This is a genomic window from Streptomyces venezuelae (assembly GCF_008642275.1).
GTDB lineage: Bacteria > Actinomycetota > Actinomycetes > Streptomycetales > Streptomycetaceae > Streptomyces > Streptomyces venezuelae_E.
This window is the reverse complement of the sequence record NZ_CP029189.1, coordinates 212,648-233,376: the sequence shown is the minus strand read 5'-3', so window position 1 is coordinate 233,376 and position 20,729 is coordinate 212,648. Positions and strand designations below refer to the sequence as shown.

Genomic DNA, 20,729 nt, shown 5'->3' with positions numbered 1-20,729 from the left:
TCAGTCGTCACCGGAGCCCGGCTCCGGGGCGGGCGAGGTGAGCAGGGCGGCGAGCTCGTGGAGTGCGGGGGCGTGCTCCGGCCGACGCTCGGCCAGGCGGCGCAGTCGTGCGGCGCCGGCGCCTCGTTGCACTTCGGAGGCCTGCGCCGCGGCTTCCGCGATGAGGCCGACGGGGGAGGGGGTGCTGGGTTCCGCCGCGGGGAGTGGTGCTCCCGTTGCAGTGGTGTCGAACAGGGCATGCACGGCGAGCAGGTACGGAGCGACGAAGGGCATCCGCAAGAGCGCCGGGGTCGCGACTAACAGGGGGTACAACAACTCCGGTTGGCCCTCTCCGATGAACTTCATCGCCGTGTCGTTCGCTGTCGAGGGGTCGATGACGACGTCGTAGACATCCGGAGCGTCGAGGTGGTCCGTGAGCTGGAGAATCGCCAGGTGCTGGTGTGAGGCGGGGTCATGCGATTGCGAGGCGAGCAGCTCGCGTACGAGCGGGTCGTCGGTCAGCTGGGGATGGCGGATCAGAAACTCCAAGTCCTCCGGCCAGGTGGGCGTGGCGAGCCACTCGCTCACCAGGTCGGCCCTGGCATGGAGGCTGCCAAGCTCCTCCAGCACCTGGTCAAGACCGCGTTCGCCCGCGGCGGCGAGCACCTCTGAGAGATCGCGGAGGACAGTGACTTCCGGGAACAGCTCGCGGACGAGGGCGAGGGTATCGCGGCCTTCGGAAGCCGAGAGGGAAAGGTAGTTCTGCCGGAGGAAGGTGCTCTGCTCGGTCCAACTTCGAGCGGAAAGCCAACCACTGAGCCGATCGGTGGTCTCCGACGGAAGTTCATCCTGTGCCCAGGCAGGGAGGTCGGGATGGGCTTGGTCCGGCGCGAGCCCCCAGAACGAGTCCCGGCCCAGTGCTTCGACGAGACTCCGGACGGCCCGGCGACAACGTCCGGCCCAGGCCGCGTCGGTGGTTTCATCCGCACGTCGAGCGGCGGAGAGCAGATCTGCGGCCGCCCCGGCGTGGTCGTCGTGGGCGTGGCGCCACTGCGCGCGAGAGACGAGGAGTTCCGCCTGGGGACCGGAGGGGAGTTCCGAGATCGCCAGGTCGGAGATGCGCAGTGCTTCGTCAAGCGACTCCTCGTGCTGTTGGTTGAGGAGACTGTTGAGCGAGGCGGCGAGGTGGGGGAGGAAGGCTGCTGGGTTGGCTTGGGCGAGGGTGCGGCGGATGCGGACGGCTTCGGTGATCGAGGCCAGTGCGGCGCTGCGGTCTCCGGTCTCGCTCTGCTGGATGGACAGGAAGTTGAGGGAGCCGGCGAGGTGGGGGAGGAAGGCTCCGGGGTTGGCCTGGGCGAGGGTGCGGCGGATGCGGACGGCTTCGGTGATCGAGGCCAGTGCGGCGTTGTGGTCCCCCGTGCTGCTCTGCTGGATGGAGAGGTTGTTGAGGGACATGGAGAGGTCGGGGAGGAAGGCTGCGGGGTTGGCCTGAGCGAGGGTGCGGTACAGACCGGTGGCTTCGGTGATGGAGGTCAGTGCGGCGTTGGGGTGCCCGGTCTCGCTCTGCTGGTTGGAGAGGTTGTTGAGGGAGCCGGCGAGGTGAGGGAGGAAGGCTGCGGGGTTGGCTTGGGCGAGGGTGCGGCGGATGCGGACGGCTTCGGTGATCGAGGCCAGTGCGGCGTTGCGGTCCCCGGTGTCACCCTGCTGGATGGAGAGGTTGTTGAGGGAGCCGGCGAGGTCGGGGAGGAAGGCTCCGGGGTTGGCTTCGGCGAGGGTGCGGTAGAGGTCGGTGGCTTCGGTGATGGAGGTCAGTGCGGCGTTGCGGTCCCCGGTGTCGCTCTGCCGGTTGGAGAGGTTGTTGAGGGACCTGGCGAGGTGGGGGAGGAAGGCTGCGGGGTTGGCCTGGGCGAGGGTGCGGCGGATGCGGACGGCCTCGGTGATGGAGGTCAGTGCGGCGTTGCGGTCCCCGGTGTCGCTCTGCTGGATGGAGAGGTTGTTGAGGGCGGCGGCGAGGTCGGGCAGGAAGGCCGCAGGGTCCGCGTCGGCGAGGGTGCGGTAGAGGCCGGTGGCTTCGGTGACGGAGGCCAGTGCGGCGTGGCGGTCTCCGCTGTCGCTCTGCTGGTTGGAGAGGTTGTTGAGGGAGGCGGCGAGTTCGGGGAGGAAGGCTGCGGGGTTGGCCTGGGCAAGGGTGCGGTGAAGACCGGTGGCTTCGGTGATCGAAGCCAGTGCGGCGTTGCGGTCTCCGGTCTCGCTCTGCCGGTTGGAGAGGTTGTTGAGGGACCTGGCGAGGTCGGGGAGGAAGGCTCCGGGGTTGGCCTGGGCGAGCGTGCGGTAGAGGTCGGTGGCTTCGATGATCGAGGCCAGTGCGGCGTGGCGGTCTCCTGTGTCGCTCTGCTGGATGGAGAGGTTGTTGAGGGAGCCGGCGAGGTCGGGGAGGAAGGCCGCGGGGTTGGTCTGGGCGAGGGTGCGGTGAAGACCGGTGGCTTCGGTGATGGAAGCCAGCGCGGCGTGGCGGTCCCCGCTCTCGCTCTGCCGGTTGGAGAGGTTGCTGAGGGAGCCGGCGAGTTCGGGGAGGAAGGCTGCGGGGTTGGCCTGGGCGAGGGTGCGGTGAAGACCGGTGGCTTCGATGGCGGAAGCCAGTGCGGCGGTGCGGTCCCCGGTCTCGCTCTGCCGGACGGAGAGGTTGTTGAGGGAGGCGGCGAGGTCGGGGAGGAAGGCTGCGGGGTTGGCCTGGGCAAGGGTGCGGTGAAGACCGGTGGCTTCGGTGATGGAAGCCAGTGCGGCGGTGCGGTCCCCGGCCGCACCCTGCTGGATGGAGAGGTTGTTGAGGGAGCCGGCGAGGTCGGGGAGGAAGGCCGCGGGGTTGGCCTGGGCGAGGGTGCGGTGAAGACCGGTGGCTTCGGTGACTGATGCCAGTGCGGCGTTGCGGTCGCCGGTGTTGCTCTGTTGGTTGGAGAGGTTGTTGAGGGAGCCGGCGAGGTCGGGGAGGAAAGCTGCGGGGTCGGCCTGAGCAAGCGTGCGGCGGATGCGGACGGCTTCCGTGATGGAGGCCAGTGCGGTGTTGCGGTCTCCGGTTTCGCTCTGCTGGATGGAAAGGTTGTTGAGGGAGGCGGCGAGGTAAGGCAGGAAGGCGGCGGAGTCGGCCTGGGCGAGGGTGCGGTAGAGACCGGTGGCTTCAGTGATGGAAGCCAGTGCGGCGTTGTGGTCCCCCGTGCTGCCCTGCTGGATGGAGAGGTTGTTCAGGGACATGGCGAGGTCGGAGAGGAAGGCCGCACGGTCCGCTTCGGCGAGGGTGCGGTAGAGATCGGTGGCTTCGGTGACTGAGGCCAGGGCGGCGTTGTGGTCCCCGGTTTCGCCTTGCCGGACGGACAGATTGTTGAGCCATACGGCTCGGGCCGCCCGTGCTTCTTCAGACCCGTCGACACCATTGTCCGGCTCGGAGCGCTCCGTGGCGATGAGTGCGAGGCCGCGCAGGGTGCTGTGGCCTGTCGGCACGGTGGCGGCCAGTTCGGCCAAAGGCAGCGGTGTTCCCTCGGCCGCAGCGAGCTGTTCCAGGGCGCGTACGAAGACGCCCCCCTGTGCGGCGGCCACCGAGAGCGCCGGCCGCCATAGGTCGGGGACCGTGTTCAAGGCGGTCTGCGCGATGTCCGCAGCTGCGGATCCGTCGTCTGCTCGGGAGAACCTGGAGACGCTCACGCACGCGTTCAGCTGCTCCTCCTCGTCCGCTGCCGTCAAGCAGTCGCGGAGCAGGGCCCGGTTCGTGCCGAACACGCCGGACGCCAGATGGGACCCGAGCGGGTCCGGCCTTACGGCCAGCGTGCCGTCCTCGGGAGCGGAAGGAAGCAGGTCGGCGAACAGAGCGGCGATCTCGTCGCGCCGCCCCGCGTCGGCGGCCAGTTCGGCGATGGCTTTGAGGCTGTGGTCGAGCCGCTCTTCCCGTGGGGCCAGAAGACTGAGGCAGGCGCCCGCTTCGCGCAGGATTCCCCTCGTCCGGTTCGAAGGCCTGCCGATCTGGGACCTGTACGTCCGTACCCAGTAGCCCAGCTCGTGGTCGAGGATCTTCTCGTACAGCTTCTCCTCCGACTCGGGGACACCGCCGGTGTCGCCCGACCGGACAGCGAGCCAGGCGAGCATCACCAGGTCCAGGGTGGTCCACCTGCCCGAGTGGGGGTCGGAAGGAAGCTGGTGGCCCATGGCCGCGCTCGGCGAACCGCCGAAGGAGCGCAGGGCCGCCCGGTAGACGCCCGTCTGGCGCGGGTGGCGAGCGGCCAGCGCACTGTCGTGCAGGACGTACGGGTGTCCGTCCTCCTTGAGTGCCACGGCGATCTCCTCCTCCCACCAGCCGCTGACGGTTCGAGCGGTCAGCAGCAGGCAGGTGGGCGCCTCACGCTCGCGCAGTGTGCGCAGCACGTTGATGACGTCCGCGGACTTGCGGTCCTCCACGTAGTCGACGACCACCAGCAGGGGGGAGGCGACCTCGCTCAGCCAGGCCCGGTCCCGGGGATCGGGATCACGGACGAGGAATCCGGCGTACCAGTTGGCGCCGGACAGCTGATGGGCGAGTTCCGCCGCCAGACGTGTCTTCCCGGCGCCCCCGACGCCGTGCAGCAGGGCGATCCGGGTGCGCGGCCCGATCGGGTCGGGTGCCTGGAACCAGCCCCGGAGGAAGTCGAGTTCGTCCCGGGGGTGGAACTGGATGGAGTCGTGGCGGGCCCACAGGAGTTTGAGCGGCCCGCTGTCGTTGCTGTCCGACGGCACCGGCAGGTAGGGAGGTGCGAGGACGTCGGTGCCGGGCCGGTAGGGCAGGGGGTGGGGCTCGATGTGTTCGTAACCCAGCCCGACGTCGATCGTCACCTTCCAGCGGTCCCCGGCGGCCTCCCTCAGGATCTCGGCGCCGTACGCGACCGACTGGGCCCAGGACTGCTGTTCCCTTCGCCGCGGGTCGCCCGCACCGGCACGGGAGGCGACACCCGTGACGTCCAGGGCGAGGAACGCGCCGGGAGAGTCCTCGTCGTCCATGAGCTGGTCGATGAAATCGCGCGGCAGCGTGGTCCAGTCGGGTCCGTCCTCGTCCGACCGGTAGTCGCGGTGGGCGCGGTTGGACCAGTTGCCGTCGAGCCAGACGGCGACCAGCGCGTGCGCCGGGTCGCCGGGCCGGGCGCCGGCCAGGACGATGAGCAACGGGTGGAGTCCGGCATCCAGACAGGCTCCGGCGAAGACGACCGCGAGATCCAGGCAGGTGCCGTGCCGTGGGCGGCTGAGTACCTGGTCCGGCGGCCGGATGGTCTGGCGGCCGGGATCGCTGGTGGTCGGCTCGTCGGCGTACTGGATACCGCAGGCGGCGAAGGCCTGGTAGAGAGAGCGGGCACGCGTCAGGGGCGGGTCGACTCCGGGGGCGGGCATGCTGGTGCCGAGGAGGTCGGCCGGCGTCCCGCGCGTGCTTTCGCCCTGGCGCCGGCGCTGGACGTACTCGATCAGAGCCCTGGGATCGTTGCTCGCCCACCGGCGCCAGGCCGTGCTCATGCGTCCCCGTCCCCGTCCCCGTCCCCGTCCTGGTCATCGTCCGTGTCCGCGTCGGTGGTCTCGGGGTCGAGCACGCCCAGTACGTCCCCGGCCGAGAGCCGGCTCACCACCGGCAAGCCGGTGGCCGAGACCTCGACGGTGTAGCTGCCGGCGTCCAGGGGCGGGAGGTGCCCCAGCCACCGGCCGTCACTCGCTTCCGCACAGGGAAGCCAGCCTGTGCCAGCGCCGGCTTCCCTGGGGCCGTCGTGGGGGCGGGCCCGCACCCGTACCTGGGTCCACTCGTCGGCATACGCCCCGTGCAGGGTCACACCGACCGGCACCGGGTCGTCGGACAGCACGGTCTCCTCCAGGTCGAGCCCGAGCCACGGCTCGTCGAGCGTGTCCCCCCGCACGGAGTCGAGAGGCTCACCGGTGTACTCGGCCAGGATGTCGACCACCACCGACGAGGAGGCGAGTGCCATGTGCCGCACCGGTACGGCCCTGCGAGCGCGTCTGTCGTTCTGCTCGATGGGGATGGCCGAGATCGCCGGAACCGTACCGTCACCGTGCCAGTCCGGATTGGGAAGCCAGTCCGCGGAGTCCTTCGTCACCTTCAGGCCGGAAGGCGAGAGCAGGGCGTGCTGGAGGGTGGAGTGCCCGCGGCCGAACACGGCTGTCACCTCGGGGCCGTCGGGGCGTTGGTGCAGCCTCGTCCAGGTCTCCTCGATGTCCTCGTGAACGCCGAACGCCAGCTTCGCCTGCTTGGCGAAGGACGCGCCGCCCGTAGCTCCGGCGTGCAGCTCGGACGGCTTGAGCGGTGCGTCACCGGCGGGCCGACCCACCACCGGGTAACGCGGCAGGAGCTCGTACGCGGACGGCCACTGGCGCAGGACTCTGGTGAGGCCGACCAGCCGCTTGCGGCCCACCACCAGCCCGTTGCCCAGGACCTCCAGCGCCTTGGGGGCGCCCCGGTGCGGCGTGCCCAGGGTGACCAGCGCCTCGCAGTCGGCGGCGCCGCCGAGGGGCCCCATCCAGTAGCGGGCGACCAGACCACCCATCGAGTGCGCGACGACGATCACCCGCCGCCGGCGTGCGCCGGTGTGCTCACCGTCCAGGCGTGCTGCGACGTCGGCGGCCAGGCGTTCGGCCGCGTGCTGGATGCTCTGCCGGAAGTCGTAGGGGAAGAGGACCAGGTCGGCCCGTGTGTCAGGTGCGCGTCCGGGTCGGGAGACATCCACCCGCACGTCGTCGAAGTGGTTGCAGATCTGGCGTACCAGGCGGTCGTAGCCGGGCACGACGAACGGGCCGATCAGCGTGATGTCCGGTAACAGCCCGACCGGGACGAGGTCCGGGTGCTTGTCCAGCCGCAGCCGGCCCGGCCGGGTGGCTGCGGCGACGAACCGTCGCCGATGCTCGTCCCAGCGTGCCGCGCCCTTGGGTGTCTGCAGCACACTGCCGCCGATTCCGGGCACCACGACGACCAGATGATTGAGCCGCGCCATCGCGCTCCCCCGTTCCCGCGGCCGCCCCCCTTGAATGACGGCCTCTCAGGGACGCAACGGTAGCGCTGAGTTCGGATGAATCGGCAGGGATCTGTGGACTTGGGCTCGCCCGCGTCACGGATCGTCCACGCGAGCTCCTCCCGTTGCCGCCGCCTCCATCTCCGGCACCCGGTCAAGGCCCGCCCGTGACGACCGTAGGGTGGCTGGACCCGAACCCAGGAGGACCGAGATGGCCGGCATCGTGATCGCGCAGACGACCGTGGACGACGAGCAGAAGGCGTACGACCTGGCGCGGGCCGCCGTGGAGGCCCGGCTGGCGGCCGGTGTGCAGATCGACGCGCGGATGACCTCCTTCTACTGGTGGAAGGACGCCGTGCAGCACGAGCGGGAGTACCGGCTCTCCTTCAAGACGACCGTGGAGAAGGCCGCCGAGCTGGAGGCGTGGGTGCACGAGCGGCACCCGTACGAGGTACCGCAGTGGATCGTGCTCCCGGCCGGCGGATCCTCGGAGGAGTACCTGGCATGGGTGGTGAAGGAGACCTCGACGCAGTAGCCGCCGGTCGCTGCCGCCGGCGCGGAAATCCCCGAGCACCGGCGGCAGGCCCGCGTTAGGGTGGACGACATGAACGTCACCGGCCCCAGCACCACCGCGACCGCGCGAGCGACCAGCTCGCCGGTTGCCGCCGCCTGACCTTCCCCCTCTCCCCGGCGACCGGACAACGGTCCGTCGGTTGTGCCGTGGCGTGGCGTTCCTGCCCCGGTCGGAGACCGAACGGTTCCGTTCTCCGGTGCCTCTCCCGCTGTCAGCGAAGGAGTCACCCCATGCAGACCGAGAACCTGGTCAGAACGTTCGTCGAGTACTTCGAGGAGCGCGGCCACCGCCGCATCGTCGGCTCGACACTGCTGCCACCGCCCGGCGACCCCGTGCTCTTCACCACCTCCGGCATGCACCCGCTCACCCCCTACCTGGAGGGCCGACCCCATCCGCTGGGCAGGCGGCTGGTCAACGTCCAGCGCTGTCTGCGCACCACGGACCTGGAGGAGGTCGGCGACGCCACCCACCTGACGGTCTTCGAGATGCTCGGCACCTGGTCGCTGGGCGACTACGCCGGCCCGCTCAGTCTCGACTGGGGACACGGGCTCCTCACCGAGGGGCTGGGTGTGGATCCCGGCCGGCTCCACGCCACCGTCCACGCCGGCGACGACCGGACCGGGCCGGACACCGCCTCCCTGGAGCTGTGGCAGAACCTCGGTGTCCCCGTCGAGCTCACCGTGGAGGACAACTGGTGGTCCAACGGGCCCGTCGGACCGTGCGGCCCCGACTCGGAGATCTTCCTGTGGAGCGGAGACGGCCCGCCCGAGTCGACGCCCACACGCGACGACCGCTGGGTGGAGGTGTGGAACCACGTGACGATGACCCACCGCCGGCTCGACGACGGTTCCCTCGTGCCCCTGCCCCAGCGCAACGTGGACACCGGCCTCGGCCTGGAACGGCTCGCCACCCTGCTCCAGGGCAAGCCGTCCGTGTTCGAATGCGACGTCTTCGACCCGTGGCGCAGTCTCGTACCGGCCCTGTGGCCCCTGGACGAACGGTCGCTGCGCGTGGTCTGCGACCACCTGCGGTCGGCCGTCGTGGTACTCGGCGACGGCGTGCGCCCGGGGAACACCGGTCAGGGGTACGTACTTCGACGCCTGGTGCGGCGGCTGCTCACCGTGCTCTGGCGGCAGGACGCCTCGTGGGGCATCGAGGACCTGCCCGGCGAACTCGTGCGGCACACCCTGGACCACTTCCGGCAGGACATGGACCCGGCCGACGTGCTGCGGATCCTGACCGAGGAGGAGCGCCGGTTCCGCCGGCTCCTGGAGCGCGGGCGACAGGTGCTCGCCAAGCCCCGGTTCCGAGGCCCGCTGAGCCAGGAGGACTTCCACCACCTCCACGACACCTACGGGCTGCCGCGCGAGCTGGTCACCAGCCTTCGGCAGGAGTGACGACGCGGCCTGCGGACGGGGCGAGCAGGCGGGCGGGGCGTGCAAACGGTGCGGTCTGGTGTCCCGTGCCCGGTGGACCTTCGCTCCACCGGGCACGGGCACGGGCACCGTACCGACGCGCCAGGCGGCGGCGTCTAGCCGGCGCTGATCGCGGCCACGTGTGCGGAGCCGTCGCGCAGGGCGGTGATGCGGACCTGGCCGGCGGGGAAGGGGTCCCTTCCGTTCGGGCCGGGTATCTGCGAGAACGGCGTCCAGGAGCCGTCCGGCCTCCGGACGTCGTGCCAGATCCGGCCGTCGAGCCCGACCGCCACGACGTGGGCGGAGCCGTCCGGTGCCCCGGCGATGCCGATGGCGCTGGCCCCCATGGTCGACGTCGTGACACCCCGCGGGGGCCGGAAGCCGGTCCACGAGCCGTCCGGCCGCCTCAGCTGGTGGTACACCATTCCGTCGAGCCCGATCGCGAGGACCTGGGAGGACCCGTCGGGCATCCCGGTGATCGCCAGGGCCGGACCGGAGAACGTCGGGGCCCCGCCGCAGCCGGCCAGGCGCCCCCAGGCCGTCCACACGCCGTCCCGCCCGCGCACACAGTGGTACATGGCACCGTCCGTGCCGTAACTGAGCAGCTGGGCCGACCCGTCGGGCATGGCGGCGATCGACACCTTCGTCGCGCCCCAGCGGCTCTTCGCGGTGAGTCCGGGCAGCGCCCGGAACCCGGGCAGCCCGCCGTCGGCGCGGCGCTGCTGGTGGAAGGTGGTGCCGTCCATGGCCGTCACCACGATCTGGCAGGTGCCGTCGGGAAAGGCCGCGATGTCCGCCTCCCGCACCGTGAATCCGGCCGAGCCGTCCGGCCCCGTGACGCGCTGCCAGGGCTGCGGCGTGGCCGAACCCCGTACGGCCGTCAGCCACAGGCCGTTGTCGGGTGCGATGCCCAGCACCACGACCGAGCCGTCCGCCATGCCCGCCGCCGCGCACTGCACCCCGGCGAACGAGGCGGCGCCGGCGGCACCCGGCAGCGGACGCATGCCGCTCCACGATCCGTCGGGGCGGCGCTCGGTGTGGAAGAGCACCCGCCGTTCGACGTCGTACGGGGGCAGTTGGGCGGAGTAGAACCACACGGGGTTGGTGATGGCGACCAGTTGGTCCAAGGTGGTCGAGGCGGGCTTGGGCCGGCGGACCTCGGCCCGGGCGAACAGGGACGCCTTCCCCCAGCCGCGCCAGCGCAGCTGCCCCTTGCCGCTGCCGTCGATGCAGGTGGCGGCCATGATGCCCCACTCGGTGTAGAGAGTGGCGATGCTGTCCGGAGCACCCGACACGTTCAAGGTCACGTCGACGGCGTCGAAGAACGACAGGGGCAGTTCCTGACCGGGGCCCGCGACCGCACCGCCGGCGCGCGCGGTGAAGTCCAGGGTCACGGCCGCGGATTCGACGGCGTACGACCGGCCCCGGCGGAGCGCGTCCAGCACCGCGGGCGTCGACAGACCGGGGGCGTACACGACGTTGTGGGGGCGGCCCACCGCGTCCGCCGGGCTGTGGGCGTCGCTGTTCCCGACGGCGGCGACCCGTTTGCCGAGGCAGAGCATCACGTGCCAGGCGGCGATGTTGGCCGCGTCGTCCAGGGTCCACGGCCCGTTCCACACCTCCAGCGCGTCCACGCGGTCGAGGCCGAACTCCCAGAAGGATCCCGCCGCCGGAGTGAGCGGATGCGCCGCGATGGTGAGTCCGCCCAGACTGTGCACGCGTCGGGCCTGGTTCTCGAACGCGCCCTGGTCCGCCGGGCCGTAGCGCCAGTCCACCCATTCTCCCTGCGGCAGGCCGACGGCCAGCCAGTGGCCGTGGCGGGTGGTGACCTCCTCGGCGTTGACGACCAGCAGGTCGGTCGGGACGTTGCCGCGCCAGGTCACGCCGGTGGAGCTGGTGTTGTGGTCGGAGGTGGCGATGAAGTGCAGCCCCTCCTGACGGGCGGCCGCGACGATCTGCTCCACCGTGCGCTGCCCGTCGGAGTGGACGCTGTGCAGGTGCAGGTCGCCCCGGTACCAGCCGGGCCCCCGCCCCGGCACCGCGGCCGGCAGGACGTCGTAGGGGGTCCGGGGGAGCGGATCGCCGTGGTGCAGGGTCACGTCGACCTGCCAGGCCATGCCGCCGGCACTGCCGACCATCGGCCCCAGGATGACCGACCAGGCCCCGGGTTCGACGGGGCCGGGCACGTAGCCGGGGGTGGCGTCCGCGGCGGACAGGGTGAAACCGGACCGTGCGCCGCCCGACCAGCCGCGGAAACCGGCCGGGCCGAAGATGCCGAGGTCCAGGATCCCGGCGGAGGCGTCGTGGGTGGCCGCGACGGAGATCCGCTGGACCCCGGCGGGGACGTCGAAGGCGACGTACGCCCACTGGTCGTTGCCGTACGGGGAGTGGCCGCGGTAGGTGGTGGTCACCGTGTCGGTGCCCTGCCCCCGCGTCGCGGCGTGCGCGATCGGCGCGGGCACCAGTGCGGAGGCTCCGCCCGCCGCCAGCAAGGCCCCTAAGCGGAGCAGGGACCGCCGCTCCACACGCGGGCCGGAGCCGGGTGCGGGGTCGGCGTCGGGCGCATCGCTCGGAAGGTGTTCACTCGGCACAGCCGTGCTCTCCGTTCACGTGGGGTGGCGTGGAAGGCGTGCGGAGGTGCGGAGGTGCTGACGTGCGCAGGTGCTGACGTGCTGACGTGCGGCGGGTGCGGGCGCGCGAGGGGAGAGGCTGCAGGGGGAGGGGCGCCCGGCTACCGGTGCGAGCGCTGGGCCTCGACGATCTGTCGTACGGACCCGTCCACGTCCGTACGGGCCTGGATCCGCTCGGCGAACCCGGGGAACTGCCCCGCGATGGCACTCAGCAGCCGCAGCTCCAGCGGCGCGACGTTGACCTCGCACCGGTCGCGGAGGACGGCTCGTACGACGCCGTCGGCGACCTGCCCGGGCGTGACGGTCCTGATGCCGTTCGGGGTCGAGGCGCCGGTGGCCGCGAACATTCCGGCGTCGCGGACGAAGCCGGGCTGGACCAGGGACACCCCCACTCCCGTACCCCTGAGTTCCTGGCGCAGCGCGAGCGCGAAGCCGCGCAGCCCGAACTTCGTCGCGTTGTACAGGGAGGTCGACTTGGTGGCCGCCTTGCCGGAGAGGGAGCCCACCAGCACGATGTGACCGCGACCTCGGCCCGCCATGTGCTCCGCGAAGAGCCGGGAGAGCAGGACGGGTGCACGGAGGTTGACGTCGAGGGCGCGGTCGATCTGGTCCTCGGTGTAGTCCAGCAGGTCGCCGCTGGCGGGCAGGGCGGCGTTCGCGACGAGGATGTCCGCGTCCGCACAGCTTTCGGCGAGGTGCACGACGTCGGACCGTACGGCCAGATCGGCGACCACGGTACGTGCGCCGCAGGCGTCGGCGGTGGCCTTGAGCGCCTCCTCACGCCGCCCGGTGACCGTGAGCCGGGCCCCCTGCGCGGTCAGGCGCGCGGACAGGGCGGCGCCGATGCCTCCGGTGGCACCGGTGAGCAGAACGTTCGATCCGGATATGTCCACGACCACTCCCGTGCGGCTGGCAGAACCCTCAACTGTTCGTTCGAACGAACAGTATGGACGGCTCCGCTCCTTGTCCACACCTCATCGTCCCCAACTCGGCTGCCCCGACTGGCCGGTCGAGTCGGCCGGTGGGGCAGAATTACGCCATGTCCCATGCATCCGACACCCGCCAGAGCATCATCGACGCCGTACTGCGGATCATCGGGCAGGACGGCATCGCCGCCGTCACCAACCGGCGGATCGCCAAGGAGGCCGGAGTCTCCCTCGGCTCCGTCACCTACCACTTCGCGACCCAGCACGAACTGCTGCGCGAGAGCCTGCTGCACTTCGTGGCCGAGGAGACCCGGCACTTCACGGCGCTCGCCGACGAATGCGCCGACGAGGCGTTCGACATCGGGCAGGCGGCCGAGGTGGTGGCCCAGGTGGCGGGCGGCAACGCCTTCGACAGCCGGCACATCGCGCCGTTCGAGCTGTACGTCCAGGCGGGCCGGGACGAACGGCTGCGCGCCGCGGCGGCCGAGTGCTTCGCCGCCTACGACCTGCTGGCCACCCGGATCCTGACCCGGCTCGGCGTCCCGGACCCCGAACGCCTGGCGGGGGTGGCCGTGGCCATGGTGTTCGGCCAGCAGCTGCGCCGCCTGGCGACGGGCGCGCCTGCCGAGGACCTCGTCGACACCCTGCTGGTCCTCACGCAGTTCACCCCGACGCCGGCCCCGTAGCGGGCGGGCCCGCCGCAACCGGGGCAGTGCAGGACGGGACCCGCCCTTGTGCCCAGGCCGGTTCGGTTCGGCTCGGTCCGGTCGCTGCCGCTGCCGGCAGCGACCGGAATCGGGCGCGGTACGTCGCGCGGTGGGCGCGGCGACTTCAGTACGTGTACCCCACATGCGCGAGCGCCTGCTTCAGCAGCGCCGCGTGACCGCCCGGCATCTCGCCCTGCACGGCTGCCGAGAGGGCTTCCTGCGGGCTGAACCAGACCAGGTCCAGGGCGTCCTGACGGGGCCGGCAGTCACCCGTGACCGGCACGATGTAGGCGAGGGACACCGCGTGCTGGCGAGGGTCGTGGTAGGGGGTGACGCCCAGCGTGGGGAAGTACTCGGCGACCGTGAAGGGCTGGAGGGAAGCGGGAATGCGGGGCAGGGCCACGGGGCCCAGGTCCTTCTCCAGGTGGCGGAGCAGCGCGTCGCGGATCCGCTCGTGGTGCATGACACGGCCGGACACCAGGGTCCGGCTCATCGCCCCGTCCGTGTCGATCCGCAGGAGCAGTCCGATGGTGGTGACTTCGCCGGTGTCGTCCACGCGTACGGGGACGGCCTCGACGTAGAGGATCGGCATCTGGGCCCGGGCCATTTCCAGCTCGTCGCTGCTCAGCCAGCCGGGCGTAGTTTCGGTCGTGTCAGACATTCCTTGATCCTACTTTCCTGGGCGGGTTCCGGCCCAGATCACGCGTCCACCCGGCCCAGGGGGAACGGAGTTCGAGGACGGTGCCCGCGACCGAGGACGGCCGGAATCATGCGCCGTGCGGGGCTGACGTAACGTTTGAGCATGAGCATGCCGCCGCCCCAGCAACCCCCCGGCCCGTACGGACCCCCGCAGCCCCCGCATCCGCACGGCGGACAGCCGTACGCCGCCCAGCACGCGCACCAGCAGCCGTACCCGGGGCAGCCGTACCCGGGACAGCCCGGTCCGCCGCAGCCGTACCCCGGCCAAGGGGCGTGGGGACAGTTCCCGACGGCGACGCAGCCGCGCAAGAACCGGATCGGCATGGTGATCGGGATCGCCGCCGGAGCGGTGCTGGTGCTCGGCGCGATCGTGTCGGTCGGCACGAGGGCGGTGAGCGGATCCGGCTTCCCCGAAGCCCAGTACCGGCTGATCGTCCCCAAGACCCTGGTCGAGGGCAAGTACGAGCTGACGCAGGACCTTTCGGCCACCGAGGGCAAGGAAGCGCTGAAGGGCACCTCCGACTCGAAGGTCCGCAATCCGGAGCCGGTCGTCGGTCAGTACGTCTCCGAGTCGCCCAAGGAGGCGGGAGCCCTGGCCGTTTCAGGGATGTACGGCCAGTTCAAGGACCCGGCCGACGCCCGCAGGAAGATGCTGAGCGGTGCCGCCGAATCCGAGGGCGCGACCCTGGCGGTCGCCGCGCGGGACGTCACTCCGGCCGGCTCCGACGTCACGCTGTCCTGCCAGGTCCTGACGCTGCGGCGGGGCGGGGCCGAGAGTTCCTTCCCGATGTGCGCCTGGGCCGACGCGAACACCGGTGCCACGGTCGGGTTCGTCAGCGAGGAGACCGCGCGGCAGCAGCCCGGTTCCGTCGACTTGGACAAGACCGCCCGGACGACCCTGCAGGTGCGTGCGGAGATGCGGCAGCCGATCGGCTGACGGTGCTGCTTCGAAGCAGGTGACTGCGTGGGCGGCGGCTCTAAATCACCGCGGAATCATGCCCAAAAGGTGACTTTCTGCAGCCCGAACCGGTCGGATAGCAATGACGCGACGCCTGAAATGGCCCGCCGACGGTCGGCGGTGACCCGGGCGCGCACAGGAAGGAACGTCCCGTGATCCGCATCCGTCACGCCGTCGCTCTGGCCACCATGGCCGTCACCGCTCTCGCCGTCGCCGCGAGCCCCGCCTCGGCGGCCCCCGGCGACACGCTCACCATGTGCTCCAGCACGCTCACCCCGGACGGCTGGGTCGACGCCCAGTGGTGGAACAGCGGCGGGTGCGGTTCCGGCTTCACGCCGAACACCAAGCAGATCAAGGACCTCAGAGGCTATCCGGTGGGCACCCAGGTCAACGCCTGCGCGTCCACGTGGCCGCCCGCCGGCTGGACCATCACCAGCACCTACTACTCCAGCGGCTGTCGCTACTCGGCCGTCCCCAGCTTCAACCCCAACACCTGGACGCTGAAGCGCACCTCCTGACCTCGCACGGGCGCCGTGGCCGGCCGTCGCTCAGACCGGTACCGATAACCGGTACCGGTACTGGTGACCGGTAAACGGAGCGATGTCCACCGCGTCGAGCGGGTGGTCCGCCCGGCCAAGGCCGTCTCTTCCGGATCCTGCCGGGCGGGCATGATCCGGAAGAAGCGTGCCTCAGCGGATACCGGAGCGGACGCGGACCCCGGGGACCTCGCGGACGACCTGGGCCCTCGGGACCTCGGGTGCCCTGGACACCTTGGGCACCTCAGGAGCCATGGGCGCCGCCGGGGCCTCCGGGACCTCCGGGGCCTTGGGGGCCCGGGCGATCCCGGCGGCCGTGTCCGCAACCGCCGCGGGACGGTCCTGCTCGAAGGTACGGAGCAGGTCCGCCGCAACGCTCACCGCGATCGTGGCCGGCTCCTTGCCGGTGATCTCGGTCATCCCGATCGGAGTCTTGATCCGGTCGATGGTGGCCTCGTCGTGGCCGCCCTCGGTGGCCAGACGCTTGCGGAACCGCACCCACTTGGCGGCCGAGCCGATCAGTCCGATCGAGCCGAGACCAGGGGTCCGCAGGGCGGCGTCGCACAGCGCGGCGTCCTCGGCGTGATCATGGGTCATGATCAGGACGTGGGCGCCGGGCGGCAGCTCCGTGAGCACCTCCTCCGGAAGCAGCGGCGTGTGGTGCACGTGGACCTGCGCCACCGCATCCGAGAGCACGCCGAGCCGCTCGTCGGTGAGCATGTCGGAGCGGGTGTCGATCAGGTGCAGATCGATGTTGTGCCGGGCCAGGATGCGGGCCAGCTCCAGTCCGACGTGCCCGACACCGAAGACGGCCACCGCCTGGACCACCGGCAGCGGTTCGAGGAGCAGGCTGACGGCGCCACCGCAGCACTGCACACCGTGGGGCCCGACGACCTTGTCGTTGAGGGCGAACTCCATCAGTTCCGGTTCCGGATCGGGCTCGACGTTCAGCTGGCGGGCCCGGTCGATGGCGACGGCCTCGATGTTGCCGCCGCCGATGGACCCCCAGGTCTCGGTCTGTCCCACGACGAGTTTGGCGCCGGCCCCACGGGGCGCATGGCCGCGCACGGTCGCGACGGTCACGAGCACACCGGGTTCCCGGCGGGCTCGCAACCGCGTGACCGCGGCGATCCACGTCATGTCAGGCATGGCTCAGAGCGCTGGTGTCGGTACGGATCTCGCTGCCGCCCAGCGCGTGGTCGTCGGAGCCCCCGAGGACGCCCTTCTCCCGGGCCGCCTCGATCGCCCAGTAGACCGCCTCCGGGGTCGCGGGGGCGGCGAGTTCCACGCTGACCCCGGCGGGCCCGAACGCCGCTGCGGCCTGCCGCAGCGCCTCGCGCACACAGAACGCCAGCATCAGCGGAGGCTCGCCGACCGCCTTGGACCCGTACACCGCGCCCTCTTCGGTCGCGTTCTCCATCAGCGTGACGTTGAACTCCTCGGGCATCTCCGAGAAGCTCGGCAGCTTGTACGTGCTCGCGGCCTGGGTCAGCAGCCGGCCGCGGTTCGGCCCGTCACTGGTGTCCCAGCGCATGTCCTCCAGCGTCAGCCAGCCGGCACCCTGGACGAAACCGCCCTCGACCTGACCGATGTCGATCATCGGGGACAGGCTGTCGCCGACGTCGTGCACGATGTCCACCCGGCGGATGCGGTAGCCACCGGTGAAGCCGTCCACCTCCACCTCGGCCGCGGCGGCGCCGTAGGAGAAGTACTTGAACGGCGAGCCCCGGAAGCTCTTCGCGTCCCAGTGCAGCCCCTCGGTCCGGTAGTAGCCGGACGCCGACAGCTGGACGCGCTGGAAGTACGCGGTGTGCACCAGGTCGTCCCAGGCCAGCTCCTTGTCGCTGCCCAGGGTGCGGGCGACACCGTCGACGATGCGCACGTCCGAGGCGTTCGAACCCAGCTGGCTGGCGGCCACCTGCAGCAGCCGCGCACGCAGCTGCTCGCAGGCGTTCTTCACCGCACCACCGTTGAGGTCCGCACCGGAACTCGCGGCAGTGGCCGAGGTGTTGGGCACCTTGTCGGTCCGCGTGGGAGCCAGCCGCACCTTGTGCAGCGGGATGCCCAGCGTGGTCGCGGCCACCTGCAGCATCTTGGTGTGCAGGCCCTGGCCCATCTCGGTGCCGCCGTGGTTGATCAGGACGGATCCGTCCTTGTAGATCAGCACCAGTGCGCCGGCCTGGTTGAAGGCCGTGAGGTTGAACGAGATGCCGAACTTGATGCCGGTGATGGCGAGTGCCCGCTTGGTGTGCGGGTGCGCGGCGTTGAAGGCCGCGATCTCGCGCTTGCGGTCGGCGATGCCGCCGTTGTCCTCGACCTGCTGCCAGACGGCGGCGATACGTTCCGCCTGCGGGACCGGCTGGCCGTACGGCGTCGACTGGCCGAGACCCGGCTGGTAGAAGTTGCGCTTCCGCAGCTCCATCGGGTCCAGGCCGAGCAGCGGCGCGACCCGGCCCAGGATGTCCTCGATCACCAGCATGCCCTGCGGTCCGCCGAAGCCGCGGAACGCCGTGTTGGAGACCTTGTTGGTCTTGGCGATGCGACCGGCGACCCGCGCGTTGGGAATCCAGTAGGTGTTGTCGATGTGGCACAGCGCACGGGCGCAGACCGGCTCCGACAGGTCAAGGCTCCAGCCGCCGTCCGCGGTCAGCGTGGCGTCCAGTGCCTGGATGCGGCCGTCGGCGTCGAAGCCGATCTTCCAGTCGGCGTGGAACCCGTGCCGCTTGCCGGACATGGTCAGGTCCTGGGTGCGGTTGAGGCGTACCCGGACCGGCCGTCCGGTCAGCTTCGCGCCGAGCGCGGCGATGGCCGCGAAGCCGTGCGGCTGCATCTCCTTGCCGCCGAAGCCGCCGCCCATCCGCAGGCACTGCACGGTCACCTCGTGGCTGTGCAGACCGAGGACGTGCGCGACGATCTCCTGGGTCTCCGAGGGGTGCTGGGTGCTGCTCTGGATGAACACCTGCTCGGCCTCGTCGATGTAGGCCAGCGCGGCGTGCGTCTCCAGGTAGAAGTGCTCCTGGTCGGAGAACTGGAACTCGCCGCTGAACACGTGCGTGGAGTCGGCGAAGCCGGCGTCGATGTCACCGGTCACCATGACGGGCCGGGCGCCGTGGAAGCTCTCGGCCGCGATCGCTTCCTTCAGCGTGATGACGGAGGGCAGTTCGTCGAGTTCCACCTCGACGGCCGCCGCACCGAGCCGGGCCGCCTCCAGGGTCTCGCCGAGCACCCAGGCGACCGCGTGGCCGTGGAACATGACCTCGTCGGGGAAGAGCGGCTCGTCGTGCTTCATGCCGGCGTCGTTGACGCCGGGCACGTCGGCGACGGTCAGTACGCGGACCACACCGGGCACGGCGAGCGCGGGCTCGGTGCGCAGCGCGGTGATCCGGCCCCGGGTCTTCATGACCTGGACGGGGTACGCGTGCAGGGTGTCCTTGGTGCGGTACACCAGGTCATCGGTGTAGAGCGCGGTGCCGGTGACGTGCAGTACGGCACTCTCGTGCGGCATGGAGACGCCGACGACCGGCTTCTCGGGACGCTCGGACAAATGGCTCATGACGACACCGCCTCGGTGGTTTGCGCGTGCAGCTTCAGCAGGCTCTGGCCGAGCATCGCGGAACGGTAGATGGAGCTGGCACGGTGATCGCTCATCGGCGTGCCCTCGCCCCGCAGCACCCGGGCCGCGGCCTCGACGGTCTCCGCCGACCACGGCTTGCCCTCCAGGGCCGCCTCGGTGGCGAGCGCACGGATCGGGGTGGCGGCCACGCCGCCCAGACCGATGCGTGCCTTGCGGACGGTGCCGCCCTCGATGTCGAGCGCGAATCCGATCGCGACGCTGGAGATGTCGTCGAAGCGGCGCTTGGCGATCTTGTGGAAGGCCGTGACCGGCGACAGCGGCAGCGGGATGCGCACCGCGCGGATCAGCTCGTCGGGGCGGCGCACGCTCTGCCGGTAGCCGGTGAAGTAATCCGCCAGCGGGACCACGCGCTCACCGTCGGCGTCGGCGAGCACCAGCGACGCCTCCAGGGCGAGCAGCACCGGCGGGCTGTCACCGATGGGGGAGCCGGTACCCAGATTGCCGCCGAGGGTACCGCTGTTGCGGATGAGTCGGGAGGCGAACTGCGGGAACAGCTCGGCCAGCAGCGGGACATCGCCGTCGAGCCGGCGCTCGATCTCGGTGAGGGTGACCGCCGCCCCGATCTCGATGTGGTCGGATTCGACGCGCAGCTCACGGAGTTCGGGCAGCCGGTCGATGGCGACCACGCACCCGGCCCGGCGGGAGCGGATGTTCACCTCGACGCCGTAGTCGGTGGAGCCGGCGACCACGACCGCGTCGGGCCGCTCGCGCAGCAGCTGCAGGGTCTCGGCCAGGGTGTCCTTCCGCAGGAACGTGGCGCCGTCCCGCGTGTACTCGGTGGCGACCGGCGCGGGCGGTTCCTGCTCGCGGCGCTGGGCCAGCGGGTCGTCCTCGGTGGGCGCACCGACCGCGAAGGCGGCGTCGCGAATCGGACGGTAGCCGGTGCAGCGGCACAGGTTGCCGCTCAGCGAGTGCAGGTCGAAGCCGTTCGGACCGTGCTCGTGGTCGCCGCCGTCGGCGGCCTCCGCGTCGGCTTCCGCGTGCGCGCAGCGGTCGGAACGGTAGTACTCGGAGGCCATGCTGCAGATGAACCCCGGTGTGCAGTAACCGCATTGGGAACCGCCGCGGACCGCCATCTCCTCCTGCACCGGGTGCAGGGTGGGGCGCGTACCGGGTTCACCGACCGTGGCGAGACCTTCGGAGGTGATGACTTCCTGGCCGTCGAGTGCCGCGGCCGGCACCAGACAGGCGTTGACCGCCACCCAGTCGGTGGGCTTGTCCACGCCGGGACGGGCCACCAGGACCGAACAGGCGCCGCACTCACCCTCCGCGCAGCCCTCCTTGGTGCCGGTGAGGCCGCGCTCGCGCAGGAGGTCCAGCACTGTGGTGTGCGGTGCGGCCGGTGAAAGCGGTGTTTCTTTCCCGTTGACCGTGATCCGGGCCTCTACCATGGCACATCCTCGATTCGGTGCATGGTTGAGCTGATTATGCTAGTAGCCATTTCAGGGGCTTTCTATTTCGCTGGCGCAGCCCGGAAGAATCCGGAGCGCGACTCGGCACGCGACGACGTGCCGCAGGCGGTGTGAGAAATCGAAAGATGCCGGGGCCACAGAGACGGGCACTCCGGAGAAGAAGGCTGTTCAGCAGCCGTGTGCTACAAGACCGGGAGTCCAGGCGACCTGATGGGCGGGGCGGTGCAGTTCGGAGAT

The 20,729-nt window shown here is 70.9% G+C and carries 13 protein-coding genes; 5 read left to right on the top strand and 8 right to left on the bottom strand.

All coding sequences use genetic code 11. The features are described 5' to 3' along the window. Together DEJ51_RS00935 and DEJ51_RS00930 are read right to left on the bottom strand one after the other, a co-directional pair. Positions 1–5,502 (bottom strand): tetratricopeptide repeat protein, encoded by a 5,502-nt coding sequence (locus DEJ51_RS00935; protein WP_150255401.1) that lies wholly within the window; start codon positions 5,500–5,502, stop codon positions 1–3. Continuing rightward, positions 5,499–6,983, bottom strand: coding sequence for a lipase/acyltransferase domain-containing protein (locus tag DEJ51_RS00930; protein WP_150255399.1), 1,485 nt, complete (start codon positions 6,981–6,983; stop codon positions 5,499–5,501). The genes DEJ51_RS00935 and DEJ51_RS00930 overlap by 4 nt, the downstream gene beginning before the upstream one ends. A 229-nt stretch (positions 6,984–7,212) precedes the next feature. On the opposite strand from DEJ51_RS00930, the gene cutA reads away from it, so the two are divergent. Further along, positions 7,213–7,536, top strand: a complete 324-nt coding sequence (cutA, locus tag DEJ51_RS00925) for a divalent-cation tolerance protein CutA (RefSeq protein WP_150255398.1) — start codon at positions 7,213–7,215, stop codon at positions 7,534–7,536. 269 nt (positions 7,537–7,805) lie between these two features. Continuing rightward, complete coding sequence (locus DEJ51_RS00920) at positions 7,806–8,972, top strand: alanine--tRNA ligase-related protein (RefSeq protein WP_150255396.1); 1,167 nt, start codon at positions 7,806–7,808, stop codon at positions 8,970–8,972. Between the two features lie 134 nt (positions 8,973–9,106). On the opposite strand, the gene DEJ51_RS00915 is transcribed toward DEJ51_RS00920, so the two are convergent. Both DEJ51_RS00915 and DEJ51_RS00910 read right to left on the bottom strand, forming a co-directional pair. After that, positions 9,107–11,581: a CehA/McbA family metallohydrolase gene (locus DEJ51_RS00915; protein ID WP_150255394.1), complete on the bottom strand. Its 2,475-nt coding sequence runs from the start codon at positions 11,579–11,581 to the stop codon at positions 9,107–9,109. Between the two features lie 140 nt (positions 11,582–11,721). Then, entirely contained in the window at positions 11,722–12,513 is a 792-nt protein-coding gene (locus DEJ51_RS00910) for an SDR family NAD(P)-dependent oxidoreductase (protein WP_150255393.1), read from the bottom strand. Between the two features lie 146 nt (positions 12,514–12,659). Here DEJ51_RS00910 and DEJ51_RS00905 point away from each other — a divergent pair, with 146 nt between their 5' ends. Then, positions 12,660–13,232, top strand: coding sequence for a TetR/AcrR family transcriptional regulator (locus DEJ51_RS00905; protein ID WP_150255391.1), 573 nt, complete (start codon positions 12,660–12,662; stop codon positions 13,230–13,232). A 145-nt stretch (positions 13,233–13,377) separates the two neighbouring features. Here DEJ51_RS00905 and DEJ51_RS00900 read toward each other — a convergent pair whose 3' ends face one another. Continuing rightward, the gene (locus tag DEJ51_RS00900; RefSeq protein WP_150255389.1) at positions 13,378–13,914 is read right to left on the bottom strand and encodes an NUDIX hydrolase family protein; all 537 of its coding nucleotides are present in this window, start codon (positions 13,912–13,914) and stop codon (positions 13,378–13,380) included. Between the two features lie 141 nt (positions 13,915–14,055). Between DEJ51_RS00900 and DEJ51_RS00895 the strand changes: the two genes are divergently transcribed. Next, entirely contained in the window at positions 14,056–14,889 is an 834-nt protein-coding gene (locus tag DEJ51_RS00895) for a hypothetical protein (protein ID WP_150255387.1), read from the top strand. A gap of 173 nt (positions 14,890–15,062) precedes the next feature. After that, complete coding sequence (locus DEJ51_RS00890) at positions 15,063–15,428, top strand: hypothetical protein (protein ID WP_223835604.1); 366 nt, start codon at positions 15,063–15,065, stop codon at positions 15,426–15,428. A 171-nt stretch (positions 15,429–15,599) separates the two neighbouring features. On the opposite strand, the gene xdhC is transcribed toward DEJ51_RS00890, so the two are convergent. The 3 genes from xdhC to DEJ51_RS00875 are packed head-to-tail and all read right to left on the bottom strand — an operon-like array spanning position 15,600 to position 20,471. Then, positions 15,600–16,586, bottom strand: a complete 987-nt coding sequence (gene xdhC / locus DEJ51_RS00885) for a xanthine dehydrogenase accessory protein XdhC (protein ID WP_150261610.1) — start codon at positions 16,584–16,586, stop codon at positions 15,600–15,602. A 1-nt stretch (position 16,587) separates the two neighbouring features. Beyond that, positions 16,588–18,999, bottom strand: coding sequence for a xanthine dehydrogenase molybdopterin binding subunit (xdhB, locus tag DEJ51_RS00880; protein ID WP_223835603.1), 2,412 nt, complete (start codon positions 18,997–18,999; stop codon positions 16,588–16,590). Further along, on the bottom strand, positions 18,996–20,471 hold the full coding sequence (locus tag DEJ51_RS00875) for a xanthine dehydrogenase small subunit (RefSeq protein WP_150255386.1): 1,476 nt from the start codon (positions 20,469–20,471) through the stop codon (positions 18,996–18,998). The genes xdhB and DEJ51_RS00875 overlap by 4 nt, the downstream gene beginning before the upstream one ends. Positions 20,472–20,729 lie beyond the last annotated feature (258 nt).

Bases quoted from the DNA above. Each gene is read 5' to 3' on its own strand.
- DEJ51_RS00935 (WP_150255401.1), bottom strand. From the start codon at position 5,502: ATGAGCACGGCCTGGCGCCGGTGGGCGAGCAACGATCCCAGGGCTCTG.
- DEJ51_RS00930 (WP_150255399.1), bottom strand. From the start codon at position 6,983: ATGGCGCGGCTCAATCATCTGGTCGTCGTGGTGCCCGGAATCGGCGGC.
- cutA (WP_150255398.1), top strand. From the start codon at position 7,213: ATGGCCGGCATCGTGATCGCGCAGACGACCGTGGACGACGAGCAGAAG.
- DEJ51_RS00920 (WP_150255396.1), top strand. From the start codon at position 7,806: ATGCAGACCGAGAACCTGGTCAGAACGTTCGTCGAGTACTTCGAGGAG.
- DEJ51_RS00905 (WP_150255391.1), top strand. From the start codon at position 12,660: ATGTCCCATGCATCCGACACCCGCCAGAGCATCATCGACGCCGTACTG.
- DEJ51_RS00900 (WP_150255389.1), bottom strand. From the start codon at position 13,914: ATGTCTGACACGACCGAAACTACGCCCGGCTGGCTGAGCAGCGACGAG.
- DEJ51_RS00895 (WP_150255387.1), top strand. From the start codon at position 14,056: ATGAGCATGCCGCCGCCCCAGCAACCCCCCGGCCCGTACGGACCCCCG.
- xdhC (WP_150261610.1), bottom strand. From the start codon at position 16,586: ATGACGTGGATCGCCGCGGTCACGCGGTTGCGAGCCCGCCGGGAACCC.
- xdhB (WP_223835603.1), bottom strand. From the start codon at position 18,999: ATGAGCCATTTGTCCGAGCGTCCCGAGAAGCCGGTCGTCGGCGTCTCC.
- DEJ51_RS00875 (WP_150255386.1), bottom strand. From the start codon at position 20,471: ATGGTAGAGGCCCGGATCACGGTCAACGGGAAAGAAACACCGCTTTCA.